The sequence below is a fragment of the Streptomyces sp. NPDC029526 genome (assembly GCF_040637405.1).
Taxonomy (GTDB): Bacteria; Actinomycetota; Actinomycetes; order Streptomycetales; family Streptomycetaceae; genus Streptomyces.
This window is the reverse complement of the sequence record NZ_JBEZWE010000004.1, coordinates 172,595-194,713: the sequence shown is the minus strand read 5'-3', so window position 1 is coordinate 194,713 and position 22,119 is coordinate 172,595. Positions and strand designations below refer to the sequence as shown.

Annotated in this window: 21 protein-coding genes; 12 read left to right on the top strand and 9 right to left on the bottom strand. The window is 68.8% G+C overall.

All coding sequences use genetic code 11. The annotated features are described in order from the left end of the window. Positions 1-52: 52 nt before the first annotated feature. Positions 53-1,135 carry an inositol-3-phosphate synthase gene (locus AB0F01_RS13755; RefSeq protein ID WP_362093981.1) on the bottom strand — a complete coding sequence of 361 codons (1,083 nt, stop codon included), beginning with the start codon at positions 1,133-1,135 and terminating at the stop codon, positions 53-55. A gap of 44 nt (positions 1,136-1,179) precedes the next feature. Continuing rightward, positions 1,180-1,863: a PadR family transcriptional regulator gene (locus tag AB0F01_RS13750; RefSeq protein ID WP_362093979.1), complete on the bottom strand. Its 684-nt coding sequence runs from the start codon at positions 1,861-1,863 to the stop codon at positions 1,180-1,182. A gap of 394 nt (positions 1,864-2,257) precedes the next feature. Between AB0F01_RS13750 and AB0F01_RS13745 the strand changes: the two genes are divergently transcribed. Both AB0F01_RS13745 and AB0F01_RS13740 read left to right on the top strand, forming a co-directional pair. Continuing rightward, positions 2,258-4,945 (top strand): transglycosylase domain-containing protein, encoded by a 2,688-nt coding sequence (locus AB0F01_RS13745; protein ID WP_362093976.1) that lies wholly within the window; start codon positions 2,258-2,260, stop codon positions 4,943-4,945. A 98-nt stretch (positions 4,946-5,043) separates the two neighbouring features. Next, a complete protein-coding gene (locus tag AB0F01_RS13740; RefSeq protein ID WP_362093974.1) occupies positions 5,044-6,555 on the top strand; it encodes a glycosyltransferase 87 family protein in 1,512 nt (503 codons plus the stop codon). Positions 6,556-6,712: 157 nt separating this feature from the next. On the opposite strand, the gene AB0F01_RS13735 is transcribed toward AB0F01_RS13740, so the two are convergent. The 3 genes from AB0F01_RS13735 to AB0F01_RS13725 form a co-directional block, all read right to left on the bottom strand. Beyond that, positions 6,713-7,744 carry an alanine racemase gene (locus tag AB0F01_RS13735; protein WP_362093971.1) on the bottom strand — a complete coding sequence of 344 codons (1,032 nt, stop codon included), beginning with the start codon at positions 7,742-7,744 and terminating at the stop codon, positions 6,713-6,715. Positions 7,745-7,826: 82 nt separating this feature from the next. Beyond that, on the bottom strand, positions 7,827-8,948 hold the full coding sequence (locus tag AB0F01_RS13730) for a peptidoglycan bridge formation glycyltransferase FemA/FemB family protein (protein WP_362093968.1): 1,122 nt from the start codon (positions 8,946-8,948) through the stop codon (positions 7,827-7,829). Between the two features lie 163 nt (positions 8,949-9,111). Further along, the gene (locus AB0F01_RS13725) at positions 9,112-9,426 is read right to left on the bottom strand and encodes a hypothetical protein (RefSeq protein ID WP_362093965.1); all 315 of its coding nucleotides are present in this window, start codon (positions 9,424-9,426) and stop codon (positions 9,112-9,114) included. A 314-nt stretch (positions 9,427-9,740) separates the two neighbouring features. Here AB0F01_RS13725 and rpsF point away from each other — a divergent pair, with 314 nt between their 5' ends. The 4 genes from rpsF to rplI all read left to right on the top strand — a co-directional run bounded on the left by rpsF (position 9,741) and on the right by rplI (position 11,431). Continuing rightward, positions 9,741-10,031 carry a 30S ribosomal protein S6 gene (gene rpsF, locus AB0F01_RS13720; protein ID WP_030420069.1) on the top strand — a complete coding sequence of 97 codons (291 nt, stop codon included), beginning with the start codon at positions 9,741-9,743 and terminating at the stop codon, positions 10,029-10,031. A gap of 74 nt (positions 10,032-10,105) precedes the next feature. Continuing rightward, on the top strand, positions 10,106-10,687 hold the full coding sequence (locus tag AB0F01_RS13715) for a single-stranded DNA-binding protein (protein WP_362093961.1): 582 nt from the start codon (positions 10,106-10,108) through the stop codon (positions 10,685-10,687). A gap of 42 nt (positions 10,688-10,729) precedes the next feature. Next, entirely contained in the window at positions 10,730-10,966 is a 237-nt protein-coding gene (rpsR, locus tag AB0F01_RS13710; RefSeq protein ID WP_003949403.1) for a 30S ribosomal protein S18, read from the top strand. Between the two features lie 18 nt (positions 10,967-10,984). Then, positions 10,985-11,431: a 50S ribosomal protein L9 gene (gene rplI / locus AB0F01_RS13705; protein WP_164334484.1), complete on the top strand. Its 447-nt coding sequence runs from the start codon at positions 10,985-10,987 to the stop codon at positions 11,429-11,431. Positions 11,432-11,559: 128 nt separating this feature from the next. Here the strand turns inward: rplI and AB0F01_RS13700 are convergent, their stop codons facing one another. After that, positions 11,560-12,897, bottom strand: a complete 1,338-nt coding sequence (locus AB0F01_RS13700) for an MATE family efflux transporter (protein ID WP_362093958.1) — start codon at positions 12,895-12,897, stop codon at positions 11,560-11,562. A 458-nt stretch (positions 12,898-13,355) separates the two neighbouring features. Between AB0F01_RS13700 and dnaB the strand changes: the two genes are divergently transcribed. From dnaB to AB0F01_RS13685, 3 genes are all read left to right on the top strand, one after another. Beyond that, positions 13,356-14,834 (top strand): replicative DNA helicase, encoded by a 1,479-nt coding sequence (dnaB, locus tag AB0F01_RS13695; RefSeq protein ID WP_362093956.1) that lies wholly within the window; start codon positions 13,356-13,358, stop codon positions 14,832-14,834. A gap of 318 nt (positions 14,835-15,152) precedes the next feature. Further along, positions 15,153-15,749: a hypothetical protein gene (locus AB0F01_RS13690; protein WP_362093954.1), complete on the top strand. Its 597-nt coding sequence runs from the start codon at positions 15,153-15,155 to the stop codon at positions 15,747-15,749. Positions 15,750-15,905: 156 nt separating this feature from the next. Further along, positions 15,906-17,291: a serine hydrolase domain-containing protein gene (locus AB0F01_RS13685; RefSeq protein ID WP_362093951.1), complete on the top strand. Its 1,386-nt coding sequence runs from the start codon at positions 15,906-15,908 to the stop codon at positions 17,289-17,291. A gap of 62 nt (positions 17,292-17,353) precedes the next feature. Here AB0F01_RS13685 and AB0F01_RS13680 read toward each other — a convergent pair whose 3' ends face one another. Then, a complete protein-coding gene (locus AB0F01_RS13680; RefSeq protein WP_362093948.1) occupies positions 17,354-17,806 on the bottom strand; it encodes a GNAT family N-acetyltransferase in 453 nt (150 codons plus the stop codon). Positions 17,807-17,881: 75 nt separating this feature from the next. Continuing rightward, complete coding sequence (locus AB0F01_RS13675) at positions 17,882-18,346, bottom strand: MarR family transcriptional regulator (protein ID WP_362093945.1); 465 nt, start codon at positions 18,344-18,346, stop codon at positions 17,882-17,884. A 138-nt stretch (positions 18,347-18,484) separates the two neighbouring features. Here AB0F01_RS13675 and AB0F01_RS13670 point away from each other — a divergent pair, with 138 nt between their 5' ends. Both AB0F01_RS13670 and AB0F01_RS13665 read left to right on the top strand, forming a co-directional pair. Next, positions 18,485-19,693 (top strand): MFS transporter, encoded by a 1,209-nt coding sequence (locus AB0F01_RS13670; protein ID WP_362093942.1) that lies wholly within the window; start codon positions 18,485-18,487, stop codon positions 19,691-19,693. A 107-nt stretch (positions 19,694-19,800) separates the two neighbouring features. Beyond that, complete coding sequence (locus AB0F01_RS13665; protein ID WP_362093940.1) at positions 19,801-20,223, top strand: heme-binding protein; 423 nt, start codon at positions 19,801-19,803, stop codon at positions 20,221-20,223. An 81-nt stretch (positions 20,224-20,304) separates the two neighbouring features. Here the strand turns inward: AB0F01_RS13665 and AB0F01_RS13660 are convergent, their stop codons facing one another. Next, positions 20,305-21,171 carry a GNAT family N-acetyltransferase gene (locus AB0F01_RS13660; protein ID WP_362093937.1) on the bottom strand — a complete coding sequence of 289 codons (867 nt, stop codon included), beginning with the start codon at positions 21,169-21,171 and terminating at the stop codon, positions 20,305-20,307. Between the two features lie 314 nt (positions 21,172-21,485). Here AB0F01_RS13660 and AB0F01_RS13655 point away from each other — a divergent pair, with 314 nt between their 5' ends. Further along, positions 21,486-22,115, top strand: coding sequence for a haloacid dehalogenase-like hydrolase (locus AB0F01_RS13655; RefSeq protein WP_362093935.1), 630 nt, complete (start codon positions 21,486-21,488; stop codon positions 22,113-22,115). The last annotated feature ends 4 nt before the right edge of the window (positions 22,116-22,119 follow it).

The window sequence follows — 22,119 nt, the reverse complement described above, 5'->3', positions numbered from 1 at the left end:
GTCTCCGGGTCGTGCGACCCGGAGACCCCTCACCTGCCCTGGGCGAGCGTGATCAGCGCTCGACCTCGCCCTGGATGAACTTCTCGACGTTCTCACGGGCCTCGTCGTCGAAGTACTGCACCGGCGGCGACTTCATGAAGTACGAGGACGCCGAGAGGATCGGGCCGCCGATGCCCCGGTCCTTGGCGATCTTCGCGGCACGCAGGGCATCGATGATGACACCCGCGGAGTTCGGGGAGTCCCAGACCTCCAGCTTGTACTCGAGGCTCAGCGGGACGTCGCCGAAGGCGCGGCCCTCCAGGCGGACGTAGGCCCACTTGCGGTCGTCCAGCCAGGCCACGTAGTCGGACGGGCCGATGTGGACGTTGCCCTCGCCGAGCTCCCGGTCGCGGATCTGCGAGGTGACGGCCTGCGTCTTGGAGATCTTCTTGGACTCGAGGCGGTCCCGCTCGAGCATGTTCTTGAAGTCCATGTTGCCGCCGACGTTCAGCTGCATCGTGCGGTCCAGGATGACGCCCCGGTCCTCGAACAGCTTCGCCATCACGCGGTGCGTGATCGTCGCGCCGACCTGCGACTTGATGTCGTCACCGACGATCGGGACGCCCGCCTCGGTGAACTTGTCCGCCCACTCCTTGGTGCCGGCGATGAAGACCGGGAGCGCGTTGACGAAGGCGACCTTGGCGTCGATGGCGCACTGCGCGTAGAACTTCGCGGCGTCCTCGGAGCCGACCGGCAGGTAGCAGACGAGGACGTCGACCTGCTGGTCCTTGAGGACCTGCACGACGTCGACGGGCTCGTCGGCGGACTCCTCGATCGTCTCGCGGTAGTACTTGCCGAGGCCGTCGAGGGTGTGGCCGCGCTGGACCGTCACACCGGTGCGGGGGACGTCGCAGATCTTGATGGTGTTGTTCTCGGATGCGCCGATGGCGTCCGCGAGGTCGAGGCCGACCTTCTTGGCGTCCACGTCGAAGGCGGCGACGAACTCGACGTCGCGGACGTGGTAGTCGCCGAACTGGACGTGCATCAGGCCCGGCACCTTGGACGCCGGGTCGGCGTCCTTGTAGTACTCGACTCCCTGCACCAGCGATGCGGCGCAGTTGCCCACGCCAACGATGGCTACGCGAACCGAACCCATTCCGGTTGCTCCCTGTGTAGTACGAGTGAGGCCCTGACTGGGACTCACGTGGCGGTGTCGTCGGGCGAATCCGGCCGGAGGTCGTCCTCCGGCCGGGGCAGGCCGCCCGTCGCTCCAGATGTGGTGTCCTGCTGAGCGGTCCCCCCGGAGACGGAACCCTTGAGGTCCCGTCCGGCACGCTCACTCTCGATGAGCTCGTTCAGCCAGCGCACTTCGCGCTCCACGGACTCCATCCCGTGGCGCTGGAGCTCGAGTGTGTAGTCGTCGAGGCGTTCCCTGGTCCGCGCCAGAGAGACGCGCATCTTCTCCAGGCGCTCCTCCAGCCGGCTGCGGCGGCCCTCGAGCACCCGCATGCGCACGTCACGCGACGTCTGCCCGAAGAACGCGAAGCGCGCGGCGAAGGTCTCGTCCTCGTACGCGTCGGGTCCCGTCTGGGAGAGGAGCTGCTCGAAGTGCTCCTTCCCCTCCGCCGTCAACCGGTAGACGATCTTGGCGCGACGGCCCGTGAGCGGAGCGGCGAGGGCGTCCTCGGTGGTATGCCCCGGTTCCTCGATCAACCAGCCGTTCGCGACCAGCGTCTTGAGGCACGGGTAGAGCGTCCCGTAGCTGAACGCACGGAACACACCCAGTGATGTATTGAGTCGTTTGCGCAGCTCATAGCCGTGCATGGGTGATTCGCGGAGCAGACCGAGGACAGCGAACTCGAGGATCCCGGAACGCCGGCTCATCGTCGCCTCCTCCCTTTCCACGGTCGCCTGGCGCCGGACCGGGGTCCGGCTCAGCGACACCTTATGCCGAGCTGATGTATCGACTCGATACATCACGACGATAGAACGGCCTCCGGGTCGCGACAAGAGGGGGTGGCGTGAACGGGATCACATCCCCGCTTCGGGAGGAGCAAGTTGCCTGGTTTGAGGTGAACTTCTGTCCTCGGCACGGTTTGGCGATGCGTAGTCTGTGCGCCATGCACACCACCGGGAACCGAGTGACGTCCGTGAGCGTCGTCGTCCCCGGTGCAGTACGGGTGAATGCGCTGCGCGTCACATCCGTACTTCGGGGGGACCGGAAACCAGCCGCCGTTTCCAGGCGCACAGGTGCGCCTGCCCTAGGAGTAGTCGTTCGATGAGCGAGCACCGTCGCAAACCGCCGCAGCCGCAGGGAGGCGGACGTGCCGCGGCCCGACGCGGCCAGTCCGGCTCGTCCTCCGGCCGCCGCGCGGCTCCGCGAGGCGCCACCGGGTCTCCGTCCGATTCCCATGGGTCGGGCGGACACGGTGAGGAGCGTACGTACGGCAGCCGCGCCGAGGCGCGGCGTGCGGCACAACGAGGTGGAGGCAGCCGGCGCCGGGCCGCCCCGGCCGCCGGGCCCGGCCGGGGCAGGGGACGCGCGGCGCCGCCCGCCAAGAATCGGATCATCGACTACCCCCGTCACGACAAGTACGGCTGGCGCCGGTGGATGCCGTCGTGGCGGCTGGTGACCGGTCTGTGCATCGCCTTCTTCGGTGGTCTGGTGGCCGTCGCCGGAGTCGGATACGCCCTGGTCGACGTGCCCAACATCGCGTTGACGGCCAAGGCCCAGAACAACGTCTACTACTGGTCCGACGGCTCGCAGATGGTCGCCACGGGTGGTGAACGCAACCGCCAGATCGTCAATCTCTCGCAGATCCCCAAGGCGATGCAGAACGCGGTCATCGCCCAGGAGAACAAGACGTTCCGCGACGACAGCGGCATCGACCCCAAGGGCATCGCCCGTGCCGTGTTCAACATGGCGCGCGGTGGCGAGACGCAGGGCGGGTCCACCATCACCCAGCAGTACGTCAAGAACGCGATGCTGGACGACCAGTCTCAGACGCTCTCCCGCAAGTTCAAGGAGATCTTCGTCGCCGTCAAGGTGGGCACGACCGAGGACAAGGACACCATCCTCGAGGGCTACCTGAACTCCGCGTACTACGGGCGGGGCGCGTACGGCATCCAGGCGGCCGCCCGCGCCTACTTCAACAAGGAAGCCATCGACATGGACGAGGGCGAGTGCGCCCTCCTCGCCGCCGTGCTCAAGGGAGCCACCTACTACGACCCGAACGGCTCCCCGTCCATCGACCCGGTCAACGCCACCGCCGCGGCGAACAAGAAGCGTGCCCTGACCCAGATGCAGGACACGCTCGACAAGATGGTCGAGTACGACCTGCTCGACCCGGAGACCAGGGCCAAGTACCCGAAGCTGCCCAAGGTGCAGAACCCCCGGTCGAACACCGCGCTGAGCGGCCAGATCGGTTACCTGGTGGACCTCGCCAAGGCGTACATCGTCAACAACAGCGACGAGACCGGCATCACCGCCAGCAAGCTGGAGCAGGGTGGTTACTCGATCTACACGACCTTCGACAAGAAGAAGGTCAAGGAGCTCGAGAAGTCGGTCCAGAAGGTCTACAAGGCGAAGATCAGGCCCAAGGAACGCCCGGAGACGGACACCCATGTGCAGTTCGGTGGTGCCTCGGTGAACCCGGCCACCGGCGCGATCGAGGCCATCTACGGCGGTGAGGACGCGACCAAGCACTTCACCAACAACGCCGACGCGACCGGGGCCCAGGTCGGCTCCACCTTCAAGCCCTATGTGCTGGCGGCGGCCATGAAGTGGGGCGTGCGCGACCCGGAGCGGGACGCGAGCCAGGCTCAGGACGAGCGCACCATCGTCTCGCCGAAGAGCCTGTACAACGGCAAGAACAAGCTCAAGATCAAGAACTACGACGGTTCGATCTGGCGGAACGAGGAGGGGGAGGAGTGGCTGCAGGTCAACGACGGTGACCAGTCCTACGGCACTCCGCCCGACTACAAGGTCGACCTCCGCGAGGCCATGCGCGAGTCCATCAACTCCTCCTTCGTCCAGCTCGGCATGGACGTCGGTCTGGACAAGGTGAAGGAGGCCGCGATCGACACCGGCATCCTGAAGTCCAGCCTGGCCGGTACCGACTACCCGTCGTTCTCCATCGGCACCTCCAGCCCCAGTGCGATCCGCATGGCGGGCTCGTACGCCACCTTCGCGGCCAGCGGGAAGCAGCGTGAGCCGTTCTCCGTCAAGAAGGTGACGAGCAAGGACGGCACGGTCTTCACTCACAAGACCGAGACCAAGCAGGCGTTCACCGCCCAGGTCGCCGACAACGTCACGGACATCCTGAAGACCGTGGTGGAGGAGGGCACCGGTACCAACGCGCAGCTTCCGGGCCGTCAGGTGGCCGGGAAGACGGGTACGACGGACGGCAACAAGTCCGCCTGGTTCGTCGGGTACACCCCGCAGCTGTCGACCGCGATCAGCATGTTCCGGTATCCGGATGACGAGTCCATCAAGAACCGCCAGTTCCTGGAGATGTTCGGAACCGGTGGCGAGAAGAAGATCCACGGCGCGTCCTTCCCGTCGCAGATCTGGGCGGACTACATGGAGGACGCGCTCAAGGGGAAGGCGCCCCAGCCGTTCCCGACCCCGCAGCCGATCGGCACGGTCGTGAACGACGACCCCGAGCCGACTCCGACGCCCACGCCCACCGAGACGGAGTCGGAGACGCCTTCCGCGTCGCCCGATCCGACGCCGTCCCAGACCACTCCGACGCCCCCGCAGCCGAGCAACACCTGCCGGCCGTTCGACTTCACCTGTGACGACGAGGACGACTCGGGCGGCAACGGGCCGGGCGGTACGGACGACGGCGGAACAGACGGTGGAGTGCCCACCTCGCCCACGCCGACACAGTCCGACGGCGTCGGCAACAACAGAGGCAACGGGAACAACGGAGGTCCTGGCTTCTTCGGAGGTCCTGCCGGTTAGTCCGACTCCTGCCCGTTCCGGGCGTTTCACGTGAAACATGGGCCGCCGCACCTCTCCGGTGCGGCGGCCCTCGGCCCTTCACGGCGGCGTACGGCAGGATGTGCGCCATGCCCAGTGGAGAATCGACGCGCGCGAGCGTTCACGAACCGGACGCGGTGGGGCCGACGAGGGAGGACGAGGTCGCTGCCGCCGGCAGTGAGCTGATCGGCGGTCCGCTCGGACGCCGTGTCCTGTCGGGAACCTCGTGGTGGACCCCGGTCAGGGTGATCGCGCTGGTGGCGATCGGCATGTTCGCCCTCGGCATGGTCCAGAAGGCGCCGTGCTTCAACGGGGGCTGGTTCTTCGGGGCCAGCGCCCAGTACACGCACGCCTGCTACTCCGACATCCCGCACCTCTACCAGGGGCGCGGCTTCGCCGACGGGCTCGTGCCGTACTTCGACCAGTTGCCCGGTGACATGCAGTATCTCGAGTACCCGGTGCTCACCGGTGTGTTCATGCAGGTCGCGGCCTGGCTCACCACGGACGGCGGCAGTATCCAGCACCAGGAACAGTGGTACTGGATGGTCAACGCCGGGATGCTCATGGCCTGCGCCGCGGTCATCGCCGTCTGTGTGACGCGCACCCACGCCCGCCGGCCCTGGGACGGCCTGCTGGTCGCGCTGGCGCCGGCCTTCGCCCTGACCGCGACGATCAACTGGGACCTGCTGGCCGTCGCTCTGACGGCCGCGGCGATGCTCATGTGGTCGCGGGGGCGGGCCCTGGCCTTCGGGGTCCTCCTGGGGCTCGCCACGGCCGCCAAGCTGTACCCCTTCCTGCTCCTCGGCCCCCTGCTGGTGCTGTGCTGGCGCGCGGGGCGCTGGCGGGAGTACGGAAAGGCTCTGGGCGGGGCCGCCGTGGCCTGGGCGGTGGTGAACGGGCCGGTGATGCTGTTCGCGTTCGACGGGTGGTCGAAGTTCTACACGTTCAGCCAGGAACGGGGCGTCGACTTCGGCTCCTTCTGGCTGATCCTGGCGCAGAACTCGTCCGACCCGCTGAGTACGGAGACCGTCAACACACTGGCCACCCTGCTGATGCTGGTGTGCTGCCTGGGAGTGGCGGCGCTCGCCCTCATGGCGCCCCGACGGCCGCGGTACGCCCAGCTCGCCTTCCTGATCGTCGCGGCGTTCATCCTCACCAACAAGGTCTACTCACCCCAGTACGTCCTGTGGCTGGTGCCGTTGGCCGCGCTGGCCCGGCCGAGGTGGCGGGACTTCCTCATCTGGCAGGCGTGCGAGGTGGCGTACTTCCTGGGCATCTGGATGTACCTCGCGTACACCACCAGCGGGGACGCGCACAAGGGACTGCCCGCCGACGGCTACCACTGGGCCATCGCGCTCCACCTGCTCGGGACCCTCTACCTGTGCGTCATGGTCGTGCGCGACATCCTGCAGCCCGAGCGCGACCCGGTCCGCAGATCGGGTGGGGACGATCCGTCGGGCGGTGTGCTGGACGGAGCCGAGGACGTCTCGGTCTTCGGGCCGGCCGCCCGTCCGGCGCGGCACGTCGCGGCCGTGGAGAGAGTGACGGTGGAGTGGGGCAGGGCCGCGGGTGCCGCCGGGCGTTCTCTCTGAGCGAACACGCGCGCGGTCGGCGCCGGCCGAGCCCTCACCGCCTCGGGACGGACGGCGGGGCCGTGCACGGAGAAGCTCCGCGCACGGCCCCGAAAGCGTTGTGCGGCGACGGCAGTACCTCCCGACGGCCCCAGCAGGCCGCCCGGTCGGGGACCGCTCAGCGGTCCAGGAGGCGGTCGAACTGCGTGGTGGTGTGGCGCAGATGGGCCACCAGCTCCTCGCCGACCTTCGGCTCCGGTGAGTCAGAGGGCACGAAGAGGATCGACACCTGCATGTGCGGGGGCTCGGCGAACCAACGCTGCTTGCCGCCCCAGACGAACGGGGAGAGGTTGCGGTTGACGGTGGCGAGACCCGCTCGGGCCACGCCCTTGGCCCGTGGCATGACGCCGTGCAGAGCCTTGGGGGCCTCCAGCCCCACCCCGTGCGACGTTCCGCCCGCCACGACGACCAGGAAGCCGTCGGAGGCGGCCTTCTGCTGGCGGTAGCCGAACCGTTCCCCCTTGGCCACGCGCGTGACGTCCAGGACCGCTCCGCGGTACTCGGTGGCCTCGTGGTCCCCGAGCCACAGCCGCGTGCCGATCCGGGCGCGGAACCGGGTCTGCGGGAACTGCTGCTGCAGCCGGACCAGTTCGTCGGCCTTGAGGTGGCTGACGAACATCGTGTGCAGGGGCAGGCGCGCGGCGCGCAGCCGGTCCATCCAGCCGATGACCTCCTCGACGGCGTCCGAGCCGTCGGTGCGGTCGAGCGGCAGGTGGATGGCGAAGCCCTCCAGGCGGACGTTCTCTATGGCGGAGTGCAGCTGGGGCAGGTCCTGCTCGCTGACGCCGTGCCGCTTCATCGAGGACATCACCTCGATGACCACACGGGCGCCGACGAGGCCGTAGACGCCGTCGACCGACGAGACCGAGCGGATGACCCGGTCGGGCAGCGGGACCGGCTCCTCGCCCCGACGGTACGGGGTCAGCACCAGCAGGTCGCCGCCGAACCAGTCCTTGATCCGGGCGGCCTCGTACGTGGTGCCGACGGCGAGGACGTCGGAGCCCAGCCGGGTGGCCTCCTCGGCCAGCCGCTCGTGGCCGAAGCCGTAGCCGTTGCCCTTGCAGACCGGGACGAGCCCGGGGAACTGCTCCTGCACGTGCTTGTGGTGCGCCCGCCAGCGCGCGGTGTCGACGTAGAGGGTGAGCGCCATGGCCGGACCGGAACCTTTCTCGTGGCTGCGGTGTATCAGAGGTGTGGAAGGAAGTGATGCCGTCGCGAGGACGGCCGAGGAGTCAGCGGCGCGACATGTACATGTCGAGCGCCTTGTGGAGCAGCTTGTTGAGGGGGAAGTCCCATTCGCCGAGGTACTCGGCGGCCTGGCCGCCGGTGCCGACCTTGAACTGGATCAGGCCGAAGAGGTGGTCCGTCTCGTCCAGCGAGTCGGAGATGCCCCGCAGGTCGTAGACGGTGGCCCCGAGCGCGTAGGCGTCGCGCAGCATCCGCCACTGCATCGCGTTCGAGGGCCGGACCTCGCGCCCGATGTTGTCGGAGGCCCCGTAGGAGTACCAGACGTGCCCGCCCACGATGAGCATGGTCGCGGCGGACAGGTTCACGCCGTTGTGGCGGGCGAAGTACAGCCGCATGCGGTTGGGGTCCTCGGAGTTGAGGGCCGTCCACATGCGCTGGAAGTACGACAGCGGGCGGGGCCGGAAGTGGTCGCGCACGGCCGTGATCTCGTACAGGCGCTGCCACTCGGCCAGATCCTCGTAACCGCCCTGGACGACCTCGACACCCGCCTTCTCGGCCTTCTTGATGTTGCGGCGCCACAGCTGGTTGAAGTTCTTGTGGACCTCTTCGAGGGACCGGTTCGCCAGGGGCACCTGGTAGACGTACCGGGGCTGGACGTCACCGAAGCCGGCGCCGCCGTCCTCGCCCTGCTGCCAGCCCATGCGACGCAGCTTGTCGGCGACCTCGAAGGCGCGCGGCTCGATGAAGTCGGCCTCCAGGTCGCGCAGACGCTTCACGTCCGGGTCCTGGATGCCCTTCTTGATCGTCGGCGCCTCCCAGCGCCGGATCACCACCGGCGGACCCATCTTCACCGAGAAGGCGCCCTGCTGCTTCAGATGCGCCAGCATCGGCTCGATCCATTCCTGCAGATTCGGCGAGAACCAGTTGATGACCGGCCCCTCGGGCAGGTACGCGAGGTAGCGCTTGATCTTCGGCAGCTGGCGGTACAGGACCAGCCCGGCCCCGACCATCTCACCGGTCCGCTCGTCGAACCAGCCGAGGTTCTCCGCGCGCCATTCCGCCTTGACGTCCGCCCAGGCCGGGACCTGCATGTGACTCGCCGACGGCAGGCTCTGGATGTATGCCAGATGCTGCTCTCGACTGATGGTCCTCAGGGTCAGGCTCATTCGGGGCGCTCCTCGGGCTGGTGTGTCCCCATGGGTCAGGGGCTCCGGCTCTCGCGCGAAGCCTACTGCGCCCGGGGAGCGGCCCGGTGGGGCGCACGGGCGGTCCACCCCCACCGGTCACCGGCCGGGGCGGACCGCCGTACGGGAACGGGGGCGCCGGACGTCAGTCGAAGACGCCGCCGAACAGGCCACCGTGTGCCATGCCCAGGAAGAAGCCGAGCGCCGAGGCGCCGAGCCCGAGGATGAGACCGAAGCGTTGCCGCGTCGTCTCGGAGATCCACTGGCCGTACGCGCCGGTGAGGATGCCCACCAGGCCGGTCCAGGAGCTGAGCAGGTGCAGATGATGGAACATCGCTGTGACGAAGGACGTGATACCCAGCACCAGGGTCACCACCATCAGGGTGTCCTGGACTGGGTGGGGTTTTCCGTCCGTGGCGAACAGCCCTCCGGCGGTGTTGGGTCGCATTGCCTGTGCCATGGGGCACCTCCTGCGAAAGGCGGCGCATCGTAGCGCCATACACACCCGATGTGTACAGACTGACGGGGTTCCCGGCCTGATTTCAACCGGAAGCCACTGTCCGGGTACCCTGTACCGTCTGCACCGGTGTCTGTCCGGACAGAAACAGGACGGCGCGGAACGGACCACGGTCCGCCGCTGCCGGCCCGGGGCCGCCGCCCGACCTCCGTTGTCAGTGGCGGCTGTTTTACTGACAGGCATCGTTGCGCAACGCATCACGACCCTCCTGCCACGGAACGACCGTGGCCGCTGAGTCCAAAGGAGGTGGGTTCCACATGCGTCACTACGAGGTGATGGTCATCCTCGACCCCGATCTCGAGGAGCGCTCTGTCTCCCCGCTGATCGAGAACTTCCTTTCTGTCGTCCGTGACGGCGGCGGAAAGGTCGAGAAGGTCGACACCTGGGGCCGTCGTCGTCTCTCGTACGAGATCAAGAAGAAGCCCGAGGGCATCTACTCGGTCATCGACCTGCAGGCCGAGCCTGCGGTCGTCAAGGAGCTCGACCGCCAGATGAACCTGAACGAGTCGGTCCTCCGGACCAAGGTCCTCCGTCCCGAGAACCACTGAGCTACCGCTCAGCTGTTCCGGGATTCGAGTAGCAGCACAAGCAGCCAGCAGCACACCCGCCGAGAGGTTCCCCCATGGCAGGCGAGACCGTCATCACGGTCGTCGGCAACCTTGTCGATGACCCCGAGCTGCGCTTCACCCCGTCCGGTGCGGCCGTCGCGAAGTTCCGTGTCGCGTCGACCCCCCGCACCTTCGACCGTCAGACCAATGAGTGGAAGGACGGCGAGAGCCTGTTCCTGACGTGCTCGGTCTGGCGTCAGGCGGCGGAGAACGTCGCCGAGTCGCTTCAGCGAGGCATGCGCGTGATCGTGCAGGGCCGGCTGAAGCAGCGGTCCTACGAGGACCGTGAGGGCGTCAAGCGCACGGTCTACGAACTGGACGTCGACGAGGTCGGCGCCAGCCTGCGCAACGCCACGGCCAAGGTCACCAAGACCACCGGCCGAGGCGGTCAGGGTGGCTACAGCGGCGGTGGCGGCCAGGGTGGCGGCGGCTGGGGCGGTGGCCCCGGCGGCGGCCAGCAGGGCGGCGGTGCTCCCGCCGACGACCCGTGGGCGACCGGTGCTCCCGCCGGTGGCCAGCAGGGTGGCGGCGGTGGCGGCGGCTGGGGCGGTGGCTCCGGCGGCGGTGGCGGCTACTCGGACGAGCCCCCCTTCTAGGCGGGGCCGCACCACACTTCTTGATCACACAGGAGAAACACCATGGCGAAGCCGCCTGTGCGCAAGCCTAAGAAGAAGGTCTGCGCGTTCTGCAAGGACAAGGTCACGTACGTGGACTACAAGGACACGAACATGCTGCGGAAGTTCATTTCCGACCGCGGCAAGATCCGTGCCCGCCGCGTGACCGGCAACTGCACGCAGCACCAGCGTGACGTCGCCACGGCCGTCAAGAACAGCCGTGAGATGGCGCTGCTGCCCTACACCTCCACCGCGCGATAAGGGAAGGGTGACCGACTCATGAAGATCATCCTCACCCACGAGGTCTCCGGCCTCGGTGCCGCGGGCGACGTCGTCGACGTCAAGGACGGCTACGCTCGCAACTACCTGGTGCCGCGGAAGCTCGCGATCCGCTGGACCAAGGGTGGCGAGAAGGACGTCGAGCAGATCCGTCGTGCTCGCAAGATCCACGAGATCCAGACCATCGAGCAGGCCAACCAGGTGAAGGCCCAGCTCGAGGGCGTCAAGGTCCGTCTGGCTGTCCGCTCCGGCGACGCCGGCCGTCTCTTCGGTTCCGTCACCCCGGCCGACATCGCCTCCGCGATCAAGGCCGCCGGTGGTCCCGAGGTGGACAAGCGCCGCATCGAGCTCGGTGCGCCGATCAAGACGTTGGGCGCTCACGAGACGTCCGTGCGTCTGCACCCCGAGGTTGACGCCAAGGTCAACATCGAGGTCGTCGCGGCGTAATCGACGCGCTGGCTGAAGCAGTGAGCAGGGGCCGCACCCTCCAGGGTGCGGCCCCTCTCATGTCCCCGGTGGCGCGCCGAGTCGTCCGACCCGCGGAGCCGGTCCGTTTCACGTGAAACAGGCACTCGTCAGCGGGTCGCTCCGGTGACGACCCAACGGCCGGAGCGGGTGCGGACGGCGAGAGTGAGCAGACGCACGCTCATCATCAGCGTCATCGTGGCCCACAGGGCGGTCAGTCCGCCGCCCACCACCGGTACCAGAAGGGCCACAGGGGTGAACACCGCCAGTGTCGCCAGCATGGCCCAGGCCAGGTAGGGGCCGTCACCCGCTCCCATGAGGATCCCGTCCAGGACGAAGACGACTCCCGAGATCGGCTGCGACAGGGCCACGATCACGAGTGCGGGCAGTGCGGCGTCCGTGACCGTGGAGTCGCTGGTGAAGAGGGGCAGGAGGAGGGGCCGCGAGATCACGACGAGAGCGCCGAGAACCACACCGACCGCGACGCCCCACTCGACCATGCGGCGGCATGCCTCCCGGGCCCCCTGGGCGTCACCGGCTCCGAGATAGCGGCCGATGATGGCCTGCCCCGCGATGGCGATGGCATCGAGAGCGAAGGCGAGCAGGCTCCACACGGAGAGGATGATCTGGTGGGCCGCCATGTCGGCATCCCCGAGACGGGCGGCGATGGCCGTGGTGATCATGAGAATGGCCCGCAGGGAGAGCGTACGCACCAGCAAGGGCGCACCGGCCTGTGCCGAGGCCCTGATACCGGCCGCATCCGGGCGCAGGGAGGCGCCGTGCTTGCGGGCTCCCCGCACCACGACGAGGAGGTAGATCGCGGCCATGCCGCATTGGGCGATGACGGTGCCCCAGGCGGAGCCCGCGATGCCGAAGCCGGCTCCGTAGACGAGGGCGACGTTCAGGACGCCGTTGGCGAGGAACCCTCCCGTGGCCACGTAGAGAGGGGTCTTGGTGTCCTGGAGTCCGCGCAGGACTCCGGTGGCCGCCAGGACCACCAGCATGGCCGGAATGCCGAGGGCCGAGATCCGCAGGTACGTGACGGCGTAGGGGGCTGCCGTGCTGGAGGCCCCGAACAGATCGATGAGCGCGGGTGCTGTGGGCAGGACGACGGCGATGACGCCCGCACCCAGCAGCAGAGCGAGCCAGATACCGTCCATGCCCTGTCGGATGGCCGCCGGAAGGTCTCCTGCCCCGACGCGACGGGCAACGGCGGCCGTGGTGGCGTAGGCCAGGAAGACGAAGACGCTGACGGCGGTCATCAGCAGGGCCGAGGCGACTCCCAGTCCGGCCAGTTGCGCCGTGCCCAGATGGCCGACGATGGCACTGTCGGCCATGACGAAGAGAGGCTCAGCGACGAGTGCGCCGAACGCCGGGACGGCCAGCAGGACGATCTCACGGTCGTGCCGACGCCGACTGGTTCGGGGGCTCGGAGGGGCCTGTGTCATGTGCACCAATCTAATCGTCCACAGGTAAGAGATGCAAAGCCCTTGCGTCCCTTACTCTCTCCCACAGAGTGTGTGGTTGCGTACACCGCTCGACGTGATCTTGGGCCGACTGGGGAAGTTTTTCTTCTGCACAGCCGGTGGACGGTAAACCTGCAGCTCAAGCCGCTTCATGGCGGTGCTGGTGGAGCTTGTTCACAGCGCTGTCCACGGTGTCGTGCACAGGTTTGGCGGAGTTCTCCACAGCATTGGGCCGGTCGTCCACATGGCCTGTGGATAACCAGATTGGCTGACGGTGCCGACGGGCCTACGGTGGTCCGGCGTCCCGCTCCTTCCGCCGATTCCGGAATCGCCACATATCCGGCGTGCGACTACCGGAGTTGGGCCTCTTATTTGTCAGTGCCGTGCCGTAGAAAGAGGGGCACGGTGAGGTCCGCTCGCGGACGGGAGGAGGTGGCTCGGTGAGCATTTCCGAGCCCTTGGACGATCCGTGGGCCGACAGCGGTCCCAGCGATCGTCTGCCCGCCTCCCGCCGCCGGGACGAGGGTGGTCGCGGCCGCGACGAGCGCCACGACCGCGGCCGGGACGCCGACGGGTGGGACGCCGGCGGCTCGCCGTTCGAGCGCGTACCGCCCCAGGACCTGGAGGCCGAGCAGTCCGTCCTCGGCGGCATGCTGCTGTCCAAGGACGCCATCGCCGACGTGGTGGAACTCCTCAAGGGCCACGACTTCTACAAGCCGGCGCACGAGACCATCTACACGGCGATCCTCGACGTCTACGCCAAGGGGGAGCCCGCCGACCCCATCACGATCGCCGCCGAACTGACCAAGCGCGGTGAGATCAACAAGGTCGGCGGCGCGTCGTACCTGCACACCCTCGTCCAGACGGTGCCGACCGCCGCCAACGCGGCCTACTACGCGGAGATCGTCCACGAGCGCGCGGTGCTCCGCCGCCTGGTCGAGGCGGGCACGCGCATCACCCAGATGGGATACGCGGGCGACGACGACGTCGACGAGATCGTCAACCGCGCCCAGGCCGAGATCTACGCGGTGACCGAACAGCGCACCAGCGAGGACTACCTGCCCCTGGGCGACATCATGGAGGGTGCCCTCGATGAGATCGAGGCCATCGGGTCGCGCAGCGGGGAGATGACGGGGGTCCCCACCGGGTTCACGGACTTCGACTCGCTCACCAACGGCCTGCATCCCGGTCAGATGATCGTCATCGCCGCCCGGCCCGCCATGGGAAAGTCCACCCTCGCGCTGGACTTCGCGCGCGCGGCATCGATCAAGCACAACCTGCCGAGCGTCGTCTTCTCCCTCGAGATGGGACGCAACGAGATCGCGATGCGCTTGCTGTCCGCCGAGGCCAGGGTCGCCCTGCACCACATGAGGTCCGGCACGATGACCGACGAGGACTGGACCCGGCTGGCACGCCGGATGCCGGACGTGTCCGCGGCACCGCTCTACATCGACGACTCCCCGAACCTGTCGATGATGGAGATCCGCGCGAAGTGCCGCCGGCTCAAGCAACGCAACGACCTGAAACTGGTCGTGATCGACTACCTCCAGCTGATGCAGTCCGGTGGCTCCAAGCGCGCCGAGAGCCGTCAGCAGGAGGTCTCGGACATGTCCCGGAACCTGAAGCTGCTCGCCAAGGAGCTGGAGATTCCGGTCATCGCGCTCTCCCAGCTGAACCGTGGTCCCGAACAACGCACGGACAAGAAGCCGATGGTCTCCGACTTGCGTGAGTCCGGCTCCATCGAGCAGGACGCGGACATGGTCATCCTGCTGCACCGCGAGGACGCCTACGAGAAGGAGTCCCCCCGCGCCGGCGAGGCCGACCTGATCGTGGCCAAGCACCGGAACGGCCCCACCGCCACCATCACGGTCGCTTTCCAGGGCCACTACTCGCGCTTCGTGGACATGGCCCAGACCTGATGCGAGGCCGGTGCGGGGCCTCATAGGGCTTCGTCGGGTCTTTCGGCCGTCCTCGGGGTGGTGCGAGGGGCGGGTGCCGAGGAGGGCGCGGGCGGTATCCGCGGTGGCTGAGGGACGGGGCCCGGGCCGGCGAAGCTGCGCTCGTGACCCTCGACGGTGCCTGGACGCCGGTTGGGCCGGGACCACCCCGAGCAGACCAGGGAGGACGCCGTTCTACGGTGCCGGCGGCCCCGGAACCGGCCTCATCCACGGCGCACTCCAGGTCGAGGGTCGGACACCGCGGACCGGCCGGCACGCCCGTGGGGGCGACAATGGGGCGTGGATGTCATCGAGTTGCTGGAATCGGCTTCTCTGCTGGTACCCGAAGAGACGGCCACGGTGAACGATCTAACGGTGCGGGACGTCTGGGACCACCTTGTGCATGACGAGTGGGAGATCGCCCTGAGTCTGCTGGAAGGACTCGGGGACGCTCGCCCACTCCCCCCGGTCTTCTGGGAGAAGCTTGCCGAAGCGGCTGATCGGCTTCGGCTGGAGCGGAGTGCGGCCTGGTGCCACTGGCGATGCTCCGAGCTTCGCCACGGTGTGATCAGGGCAGATCTGACGCTGCGCTCCGGGCACGGGGTACGACGTACGACGCCCCTGCCGGGCGCCGGAGTTCTCAGGCCCATGTGGGACATCGGGCATGTCTCACCCAGCGGCGGACGGGCGGTCAGCATCGCCGCGCTGTGGGTCGAGGGTCTGCCCGTGCTGGAGCCCGGCGGGCGGGCCACGATTCGTCTGGTGCCCCTCACCCCCTCGCACTGGACGGATGTCCAGCCCGGCCGGCGGATCACCATGCATGAGGACCGCAGCGTGGCCGGTACCGCAGTCGTCCTCCAGGTGCGCCCTCCTGACATCACCGTGTCACCCGGATGACCCCGCCGCTGGTGCACGTGTCCTCGTCCGGGGCGCCGTATCCCGACCGGGTAGGGGGACGAGGAGTGCGGCCCCTCGGACGATCCCGCGACGCACCGTCGGCCGGGCGTCGCCGGTCGGCACGGTCGTGGCCTGTGGACCTGCTGAACTGGGGGCATGACGACATCTCAGGAAGAACTGCTGCCGGGTACGCGCAGGGCGCTGCTGCACAGGGTCGCCGTCGCCCAGGCGGAAGGCCGGGCCCCGTCGGTGGTGGCGACCGTGGCGCGGGGCGGGCGGGTCGTGTGGACCGGAGCGCGGGCCTCCTCCGAGGAAACGGTGCCGGGGGCGGACACGCAGTACCGCATCGGTTCGATCACCAAGACCTTCACCGCCGTGCTGACGCTCCGGTTGCGGGACGAGGGCCTGCTCGACCTGCAGGACCCACTGGAGAAGCATCTGCCGGGCACCGGCGTGGGCAAGGTGACCGTGGCCGAACTGCTCGCCCATGCCGGGGGCCTGGCCGCCGAGACACCGGGCCCCTGGTGGGAGCGGACTCCAGGGTCTCTGCGCCCGGAGCTGGCCGACGTGCTGGGGGAGCGTCCCTCGGTGCATCCGGCAGGGCGGCGGTTCCACTACTCCAACCCCGGATACGCCCTGCTGGGTGCCCTGGTGGAACAGGTGCGGGGCGCACCGTGGGAGGAGGTGCTGCGACGGGAGGTGCTCGAGCCGCTGGGACTGGAGCGGACCGGTGTGCTGCCACAGACTCCGTATGCGCAGGGCTGGGCGGTACACCCCTGGGCCGACGTGCTGCTGCCGGAACCCGCCGCGGATCTCGGACGCATGGCACCGGCGGGTCAGTTGTGGTCCACGGCGGGGGACTTGGCGCGCTTCGCGGCCTTCCTCGTCGAGGGTGATGAGCAGGTGCTGAGCGCCGCGTCCGTGAGCGGGATGAGGGTTCCGGCGGCCCCGGCCGAGGCGGCGGACGTGGCCGGAGGGTACGCGTACGGCCTCGGCCTGGAGCTGCGGCACCAGAACGGTCGCGCTCTGGTCGGGCACACGGGCTCGCTGCCGGGCTTCCTCGCCTGTCTCACGATCGGTGTGGAGGACGACGTGTCCGTGGTGGTGCTGGCGAACTGTACGTCCGGGATCCCGGTTTTCTCCCTCGCCGCCGACCTGGTGCGGATCACCGCCGAGGCGGAGCCCCGCCTTCCGTCGCCCTGGAAGCCCATGCGGCAGACCGGTCCGGATCTGCTGGAGCTGGTGGGCCCCTGGTACTGGGGGACGCAGTCCTGTGCCCTGCGTCTTTCGGCCGACGGTCTTCTCTCCCTGGAGCCCTTGTCCGGTGCCGGGCGCCGCTCACGCTTCCGGCCGAACGGCGACGGAACCTGGACGGGACTGGAGGGCTACTACGCGGGAGAGGTCCTGAAGCCCGTGCGTCGGCCCGACGGGGTGGTGGGGCACCTGGACCTCGGATCCTTCGTGTTCACGCGCAAGCCCTACGACGCCGGTGCGCCGGTGCCCGGAGGGGTGGATCCCGAAGGGTGGCGTGGGGTCGGGTAGCCCACGCCACCCTCACTCGCGGCTCGTGGGTGTTTCACGTGAAACGTCCCCGTCGGGTCCCGCTACAACGCCAGCTTGAAGCCGACGTGGGAGGCCGTGAAGCCCAGACGCTCGTAGAAGCGGTGTGCGTCGGTGCGTGTGTTGTCCGAGGTGAGCTGGACCAGTTGGCACCCTTGCCGACGGGACTCGTCGATCGCCCACTCGATCAGCTGGGTGCCCAGTCCACTGCCGCGCTCGTCGGCATGCACGCGGACACCCTCGATGACGGACCGGGTGGCACCGCGTCGGGAGAGCCCTGGGATCACGGTGAGCTGGAGGGTGCCGACGACCCGGTCGTCGCGCACCGCCACCACCAGGTGCTGATGCGGATCCGCACGGAGCCGCTCCAGTGCGGTCAGGTACGGGCCGAGGTCGTCCGGCGATTCGCGCTGGGCGCCCAACGGGTCGTCGGCGAGCATGCCGACGATCGCGGGGAGGTCGTCGGCGACCACGGCGCGTATCTCAAGATCTGTCATGCCCGCACCCTATGCGGGCGGAGGTGGCGTGATCCGGCCCGAGGTGGTCGAACCCGTGATCGAACCAGAGGGCGGTCAGGCCGGAACCGGTGCCTTGAGTGTCTCCACCGCGCGGACCAGGGGGGCCAGGTCCGGGTTCTCCGCCGCTTCGTCGAGAGCCTGGCGAAGCGCCCGGTCGTGAGTCGGACGTGCCTCTTCCAGGAGGGCCAGGCCGGCGCGGGTGACGTTCGTGTAGATGCCGCGTCGGTCGGTGGGGCAGAGATAGCGCTCGAGCAGGCCGCGGTCCTCCAGCCGGGTCACCAGACGGGTGGTGGCGCTCTGGCTGAGCACGACCGCGTCGGCCACCTGCTTCATCTGCAGATGACCTCCCTCGCCGTCGTGCTGGCGGCTGAGCACGTTGAGCAGGGAGTACTCGCGCACGCTGAGGCCGTGGTCCGTCTGGAGGGCTCGTTCGACGTGCGGCTCGATTCTCCCGTGCAGCAGGGAGAGGGCCCACCAGCCCTCGGCGAGGGCGGTGAGGCTGGGGTCCGTGGCTGTCATGAGGCGGTGTCCTCCGTCCAGGAGCTGCTCCTCCCAGCGTAGAGCACTGACGCAATAGCCCGCGTTTGCAAGTAGACAGCGTCTGCAATTATTGTTCGGAGGCGTAAAGCGCTGCTGCAATCATTTGGAAGGTCCCCCATGCCTCTCGCCCTGCTCGCTCTGGCGATCGGAGCCTTCGGGATCGGGACGACGGAGTTCGTGATCATGGGCCTGCTGCCCGAGGTCGCCGGTGACTTCGGGGTCTCCATCCCCACGGCCGGTCTGCTCGTGACCGGCTACGCGCTGGGTGTCGTGCTCGGCGCCCCGCTGATGACCGTGCTCGGCACCAGGGTGTCCCGCAAGCGGATGCTGATGCTCCTGATGGGCCTGTTCGTCGTAGGGAACCTCGTCTCGGCCCTGGCCCCCGCCTTCGGCCTCATGCTGGTCGGCCGGGTCGTCGCGTCCTTGGCCCACGGTGCCTTCTTCGGCATCGGCTCCGTGGTCGCGGCGGATCTGGTCGCCCCGGACCGGAAGGCCGGCGCCATCGCCATGATGTTCACCGGACTGACCGTTGCCAACGTGGTCGGCGTCCCGCTGGGCACCCTCGTCGGTCAGTCCCTCGGCTGGCGGGTGACGTTCGGCATCGTCGCGGCCCTGGGCCTCATCGGTCTGGCGGGTATCGCCGTACTGGTTCCCGAGGTGAGCAGGCCCGAAGGCGTCCGGTTGCGCCACGAACTGGCCGCCTTCAAGAACGTCCAGGTCCTGCTGGCCATGGCGATGACCGTGCTGGGCTTCGGCGGTGTCTTCGCGGCCATCACCTACATCGCGCCGATGATGACCCACGTCGCGGGCTTCGCCACCGGCTCCGTCACCTGGCTCCTGGTTCTTTTCGGCCTCGGCATGGTGGGCGGCAACCTCCTCGGCGGCCGGTTCGCCGACCGTGCCCTGATGCCCATGCTCTACGTGTCCCTGGGGGCGCTGGCCATCGTGCTGGCCCTGTTCACCGTGACCGCCCACCACAAGATCGCGTCCGCCGTGACGATCACCTTGATCGGTGCCCTCGGCTTCGCGACGGTGCCGCCGCTGCAGAAGCGGGTGCTCGACCAGGCCAAGGGCGCCCCCACGCTGGCTTCGGCCGTGAACATCGGTGCCTTCAACCTCGGCAACGCGCTCGCGGCCTGGCTCGGTGGCGCGGTGATCGCGGCCGGTCTCGGCTACACCGCCCCCAACTGGGTCGGAGCCCTCCTCGCCGCCGGCGCCCTCCTCCTGGCCGTCATCTCGGCCGCCCTGGAACGCCGTGACACGGACGTCCCGGCAGCCGCCGGTCCGGACGTGCCCGCCGAGCAGCCGGTCACCGCGCGGCACTGACGCCCACGAACGGACGGCCGCGAAGAACGAGCCGTCCCGACCGGCAGGAGCACCCGGTCACGCACGACCCCACCCCACCCATTTCCTCTGCTTCAGGAGTACCCCGCATGAGCACCACCACTGCCGTGACCCCGCTGACCACGTCGGACGCCGAAGCCCTGGTCGCCGCCGCACACCGTGCCGCCGCCACCTCGGGTGTCCCGGTGAGTATCACCGTGCTGGACGCCGGAGGACATCTGCTCGCCTTCCGCAGGGACGACCGCGCCGTGCTGATCTCGGGCGAGACCAGCACCCGGAAGGCCTACACGGCCCTGCAACTGAACGCCCCCACCGCCGACCTGGTCCCCGCCGTGCAGCCCGGCGCCCCGTTCCACACCCTGCCCACCGCGCTCGACCGCCCTCTTCTCTTCATCGCCGGGGGCGTCCCCGTCCACCGCGACGGGCGCCTGATCGGTGCGATCGGTGTCGGGGGAGGTGCGCCGGAGCAGGACCACGCCTTCGCTACGACCGCGGCGGCCGTGCTCGCGTGACGGCGAGGCCGCGAGCCCGACCCTCCTGCGGGTACGGCTGCCATGTCAGGCCCGCAGGCCCGTCCAGCTGATCGGCCGGGGTCAGCCCGCAGCGACCGTCAACGGCGCGAATCTGCGGCGCCAGTCTCCGGGCAGGTCCGTGACGCCGTACGTCATCACGGCGTTGAAGGCGACCGAAGCCAGACCGTGCTTTTTGGCCCAGTCGAGGAGCGCCCCGTGACGCACGTCGATGTCCGTGCGCAGCGGGCGGTCGGTGCCCTCGGCCAGGGAGCTGACGAGCGCCTGCGCGGTCGGTGTGTCCCGGGCGATCAGCGGACCCACGACGTGTGTGTCCATGTTGGGCCATGCAGCCGCGTACCCCGTGAACCGTCCGTCGTCCTCGGCGACGCGCACCTGGTCGGCGAACGCGGGGAGGCGGGTGAGCAGGGGTGTGCGGTCCGCGCCGAACACCTCCTCGTCCAGTCGCAGAAGGGCGGGCAGATCGTCGGCCGTCGCCGGCCGGGTGGCGACCCCCGCCCCCGGTTCGCCCCCGTCCGGACGGAACCGTCCGCGCAGCATCTCGGCCCTGCCGACCAGCTTGAAGCCGAGTTCCTCGTACAACGGACGGCCGTGGGGTGTCGCGTGCAGGGTCAGCGGAGTGGTGTCCATGAGGGAGAGGACATGGCGCATCAAACGGCGTCCGATCCCCTGCCGGGCGTACCGCTCGGCGACCAGGACCATGCCGATGGCCCCCAGCTCGGGGCGGGGCCCGTGGCCGTACGCGGTGACGACGCAGGCGGAGATCAGTCCGCCGTCCGGGTCGTCGATGCCGTATCCCTGTCCGGCGGAGAGCAGGAGTCCCCACTTGTGCTCCTCCCGCGGCCAGCCACGGTTCTCGGACAGGTCGGCGCATGCGGTGAGATCACGGAACGTCAGACGGCGGATCGGCAGTGGGGAAGGAGTCGGCACGGAGGTCACCCTGGCCGATCCCGGCCGCGGCCGTCCACTCGTTAAGCGGGACCGGCAGGCGTTCGGGCAGGCAGGGCTGAGTTCCCCTCTCGTTCGCGGTCGAGGACGTTTCACGTGAAACGTCCTCGACAGGACTCAGTGCCGCGGCAGGCAATGCCTGCTCCGTTGCGACGTCCAGCACGCGTTCTCGCTGCACCGGCCGAAAGCCCACTCTGCGTCCAGTACGAGGGCTTCCGTCCTGCGGGTCGAGAGCACGCACCGGACACCGCGGGCACCGCAGAGGACTCTCGAAACACCCCCTAGCCTCATGCCCCATGACTCGATTGCATCTGTTCGATCTGGACGGCACGTTGCTGCACGGCACCACGGCTCCGGTGGAGATCTCCCGCCAGCTCGGTCTGGAGGCCGAGACAGTGGCGCTGGACCGGGCGATCTCGACGGGCCTGATCGGCCCCCCGGAGTACGCGACTCAGGTGCACGCGCTCTGGGCGGGCCTCACCGAGGCGCATGTGACAGCGGCTTTCGACGCGGCAGCCTGGCTGACTCGCATCCGTGAGGTCTGGGCAGAGATCACGCGGCGCGGCGAGTACTGCGCGGTGATCTCGCTGTCGCCGTCCTTCTTCGTGGAGCGGCTCCGCGACTGGGGAGCCCATGCCGCGCACGGCTCCGTCTTCCCGGCCGTGCCGTTCACCGAGCCGGTCGATCCGACGGGTGTTCTCAGTGCGGCGGCCAAGGTCAGGATCGCCGACCGGCTGTGCGCCGAGTTCGGTGTGACGCGGGCACACTGCGTGGCCTATGGCGATTCGCGCTCGGACCTCGACCTGTTCGGTGCGGTTCCTGTCTCCGTCGCGGTGAACGCGGACCACCACGTGGACGGGCTGGCGACCCACTGTTACACCGGGCGGGACCTCTGGGACGCCTACGAGCTCGTGCGCGCCGCTTGACCCC

Excerpts from the sequence above, each read along its gene's own strand:
- AB0F01_RS13755 (WP_362093981.1), bottom strand. The coding sequence starts at position 1,135 with ATGGGTTCGGTTCGCGTAGCCATCGTTGGCGTGGGCAACTGCGCCGCA.
- AB0F01_RS13750 (WP_362093979.1), bottom strand. The coding sequence starts at position 1,863 with ATGAGCCGGCGTTCCGGGATCCTCGAGTTCGCTGTCCTCGGTCTGCTC.
- AB0F01_RS13745 (WP_362093976.1), top strand. The coding sequence starts at position 2,258 with ATGAGCGAGCACCGTCGCAAACCGCCGCAGCCGCAGGGAGGCGGACGT.
- AB0F01_RS13740 (WP_362093974.1), top strand. The coding sequence starts at position 5,044 with ATGTGCGCCATGCCCAGTGGAGAATCGACGCGCGCGAGCGTTCACGAA.
- AB0F01_RS13735 (WP_362093971.1), bottom strand. The coding sequence starts at position 7,744 with ATGGCGCTCACCCTCTACGTCGACACCGCGCGCTGGCGGGCGCACCAC.
- AB0F01_RS13730 (WP_362093968.1), bottom strand. The coding sequence starts at position 8,948 with ATGAGCCTGACCCTGAGGACCATCAGTCGAGAGCAGCATCTGGCATAC.
- AB0F01_RS13725 (WP_362093965.1), bottom strand. The coding sequence starts at position 9,426 with ATGGCACAGGCAATGCGACCCAACACCGCCGGAGGGCTGTTCGCCACG.
- rpsF (WP_030420069.1), top strand. The coding sequence starts at position 9,741 with ATGCGTCACTACGAGGTGATGGTCATCCTCGACCCCGATCTCGAGGAG.
- AB0F01_RS13715 (WP_362093961.1), top strand. The coding sequence starts at position 10,106 with ATGGCAGGCGAGACCGTCATCACGGTCGTCGGCAACCTTGTCGATGAC.
- rpsR (WP_003949403.1), top strand. The coding sequence starts at position 10,730 with ATGGCGAAGCCGCCTGTGCGCAAGCCTAAGAAGAAGGTCTGCGCGTTC.
- rplI (WP_164334484.1), top strand. The coding sequence starts at position 10,985 with ATGAAGATCATCCTCACCCACGAGGTCTCCGGCCTCGGTGCCGCGGGC.
- AB0F01_RS13700 (WP_362093958.1), bottom strand. The coding sequence starts at position 12,897 with ATGACACAGGCCCCTCCGAGCCCCCGAACCAGTCGGCGTCGGCACGAC.
- AB0F01_RS13685 (WP_362093951.1), top strand. The coding sequence starts at position 15,906 with ATGACGACATCTCAGGAAGAACTGCTGCCGGGTACGCGCAGGGCGCTG.
- AB0F01_RS13680 (WP_362093948.1), bottom strand. The coding sequence starts at position 17,806 with ATGACAGATCTTGAGATACGCGCCGTGGTCGCCGACGACCTCCCCGCG.
- AB0F01_RS13675 (WP_362093945.1), bottom strand. The coding sequence starts at position 18,346 with ATGACAGCCACGGACCCCAGCCTCACCGCCCTCGCCGAGGGCTGGTGG.
- AB0F01_RS13670 (WP_362093942.1), top strand. The coding sequence starts at position 18,485 with ATGCCTCTCGCCCTGCTCGCTCTGGCGATCGGAGCCTTCGGGATCGGG.
- AB0F01_RS13665 (WP_362093940.1), top strand. The coding sequence starts at position 19,801 with ATGAGCACCACCACTGCCGTGACCCCGCTGACCACGTCGGACGCCGAA.
- AB0F01_RS13655 (WP_362093935.1), top strand. The coding sequence starts at position 21,486 with ATGACTCGATTGCATCTGTTCGATCTGGACGGCACGTTGCTGCACGGC.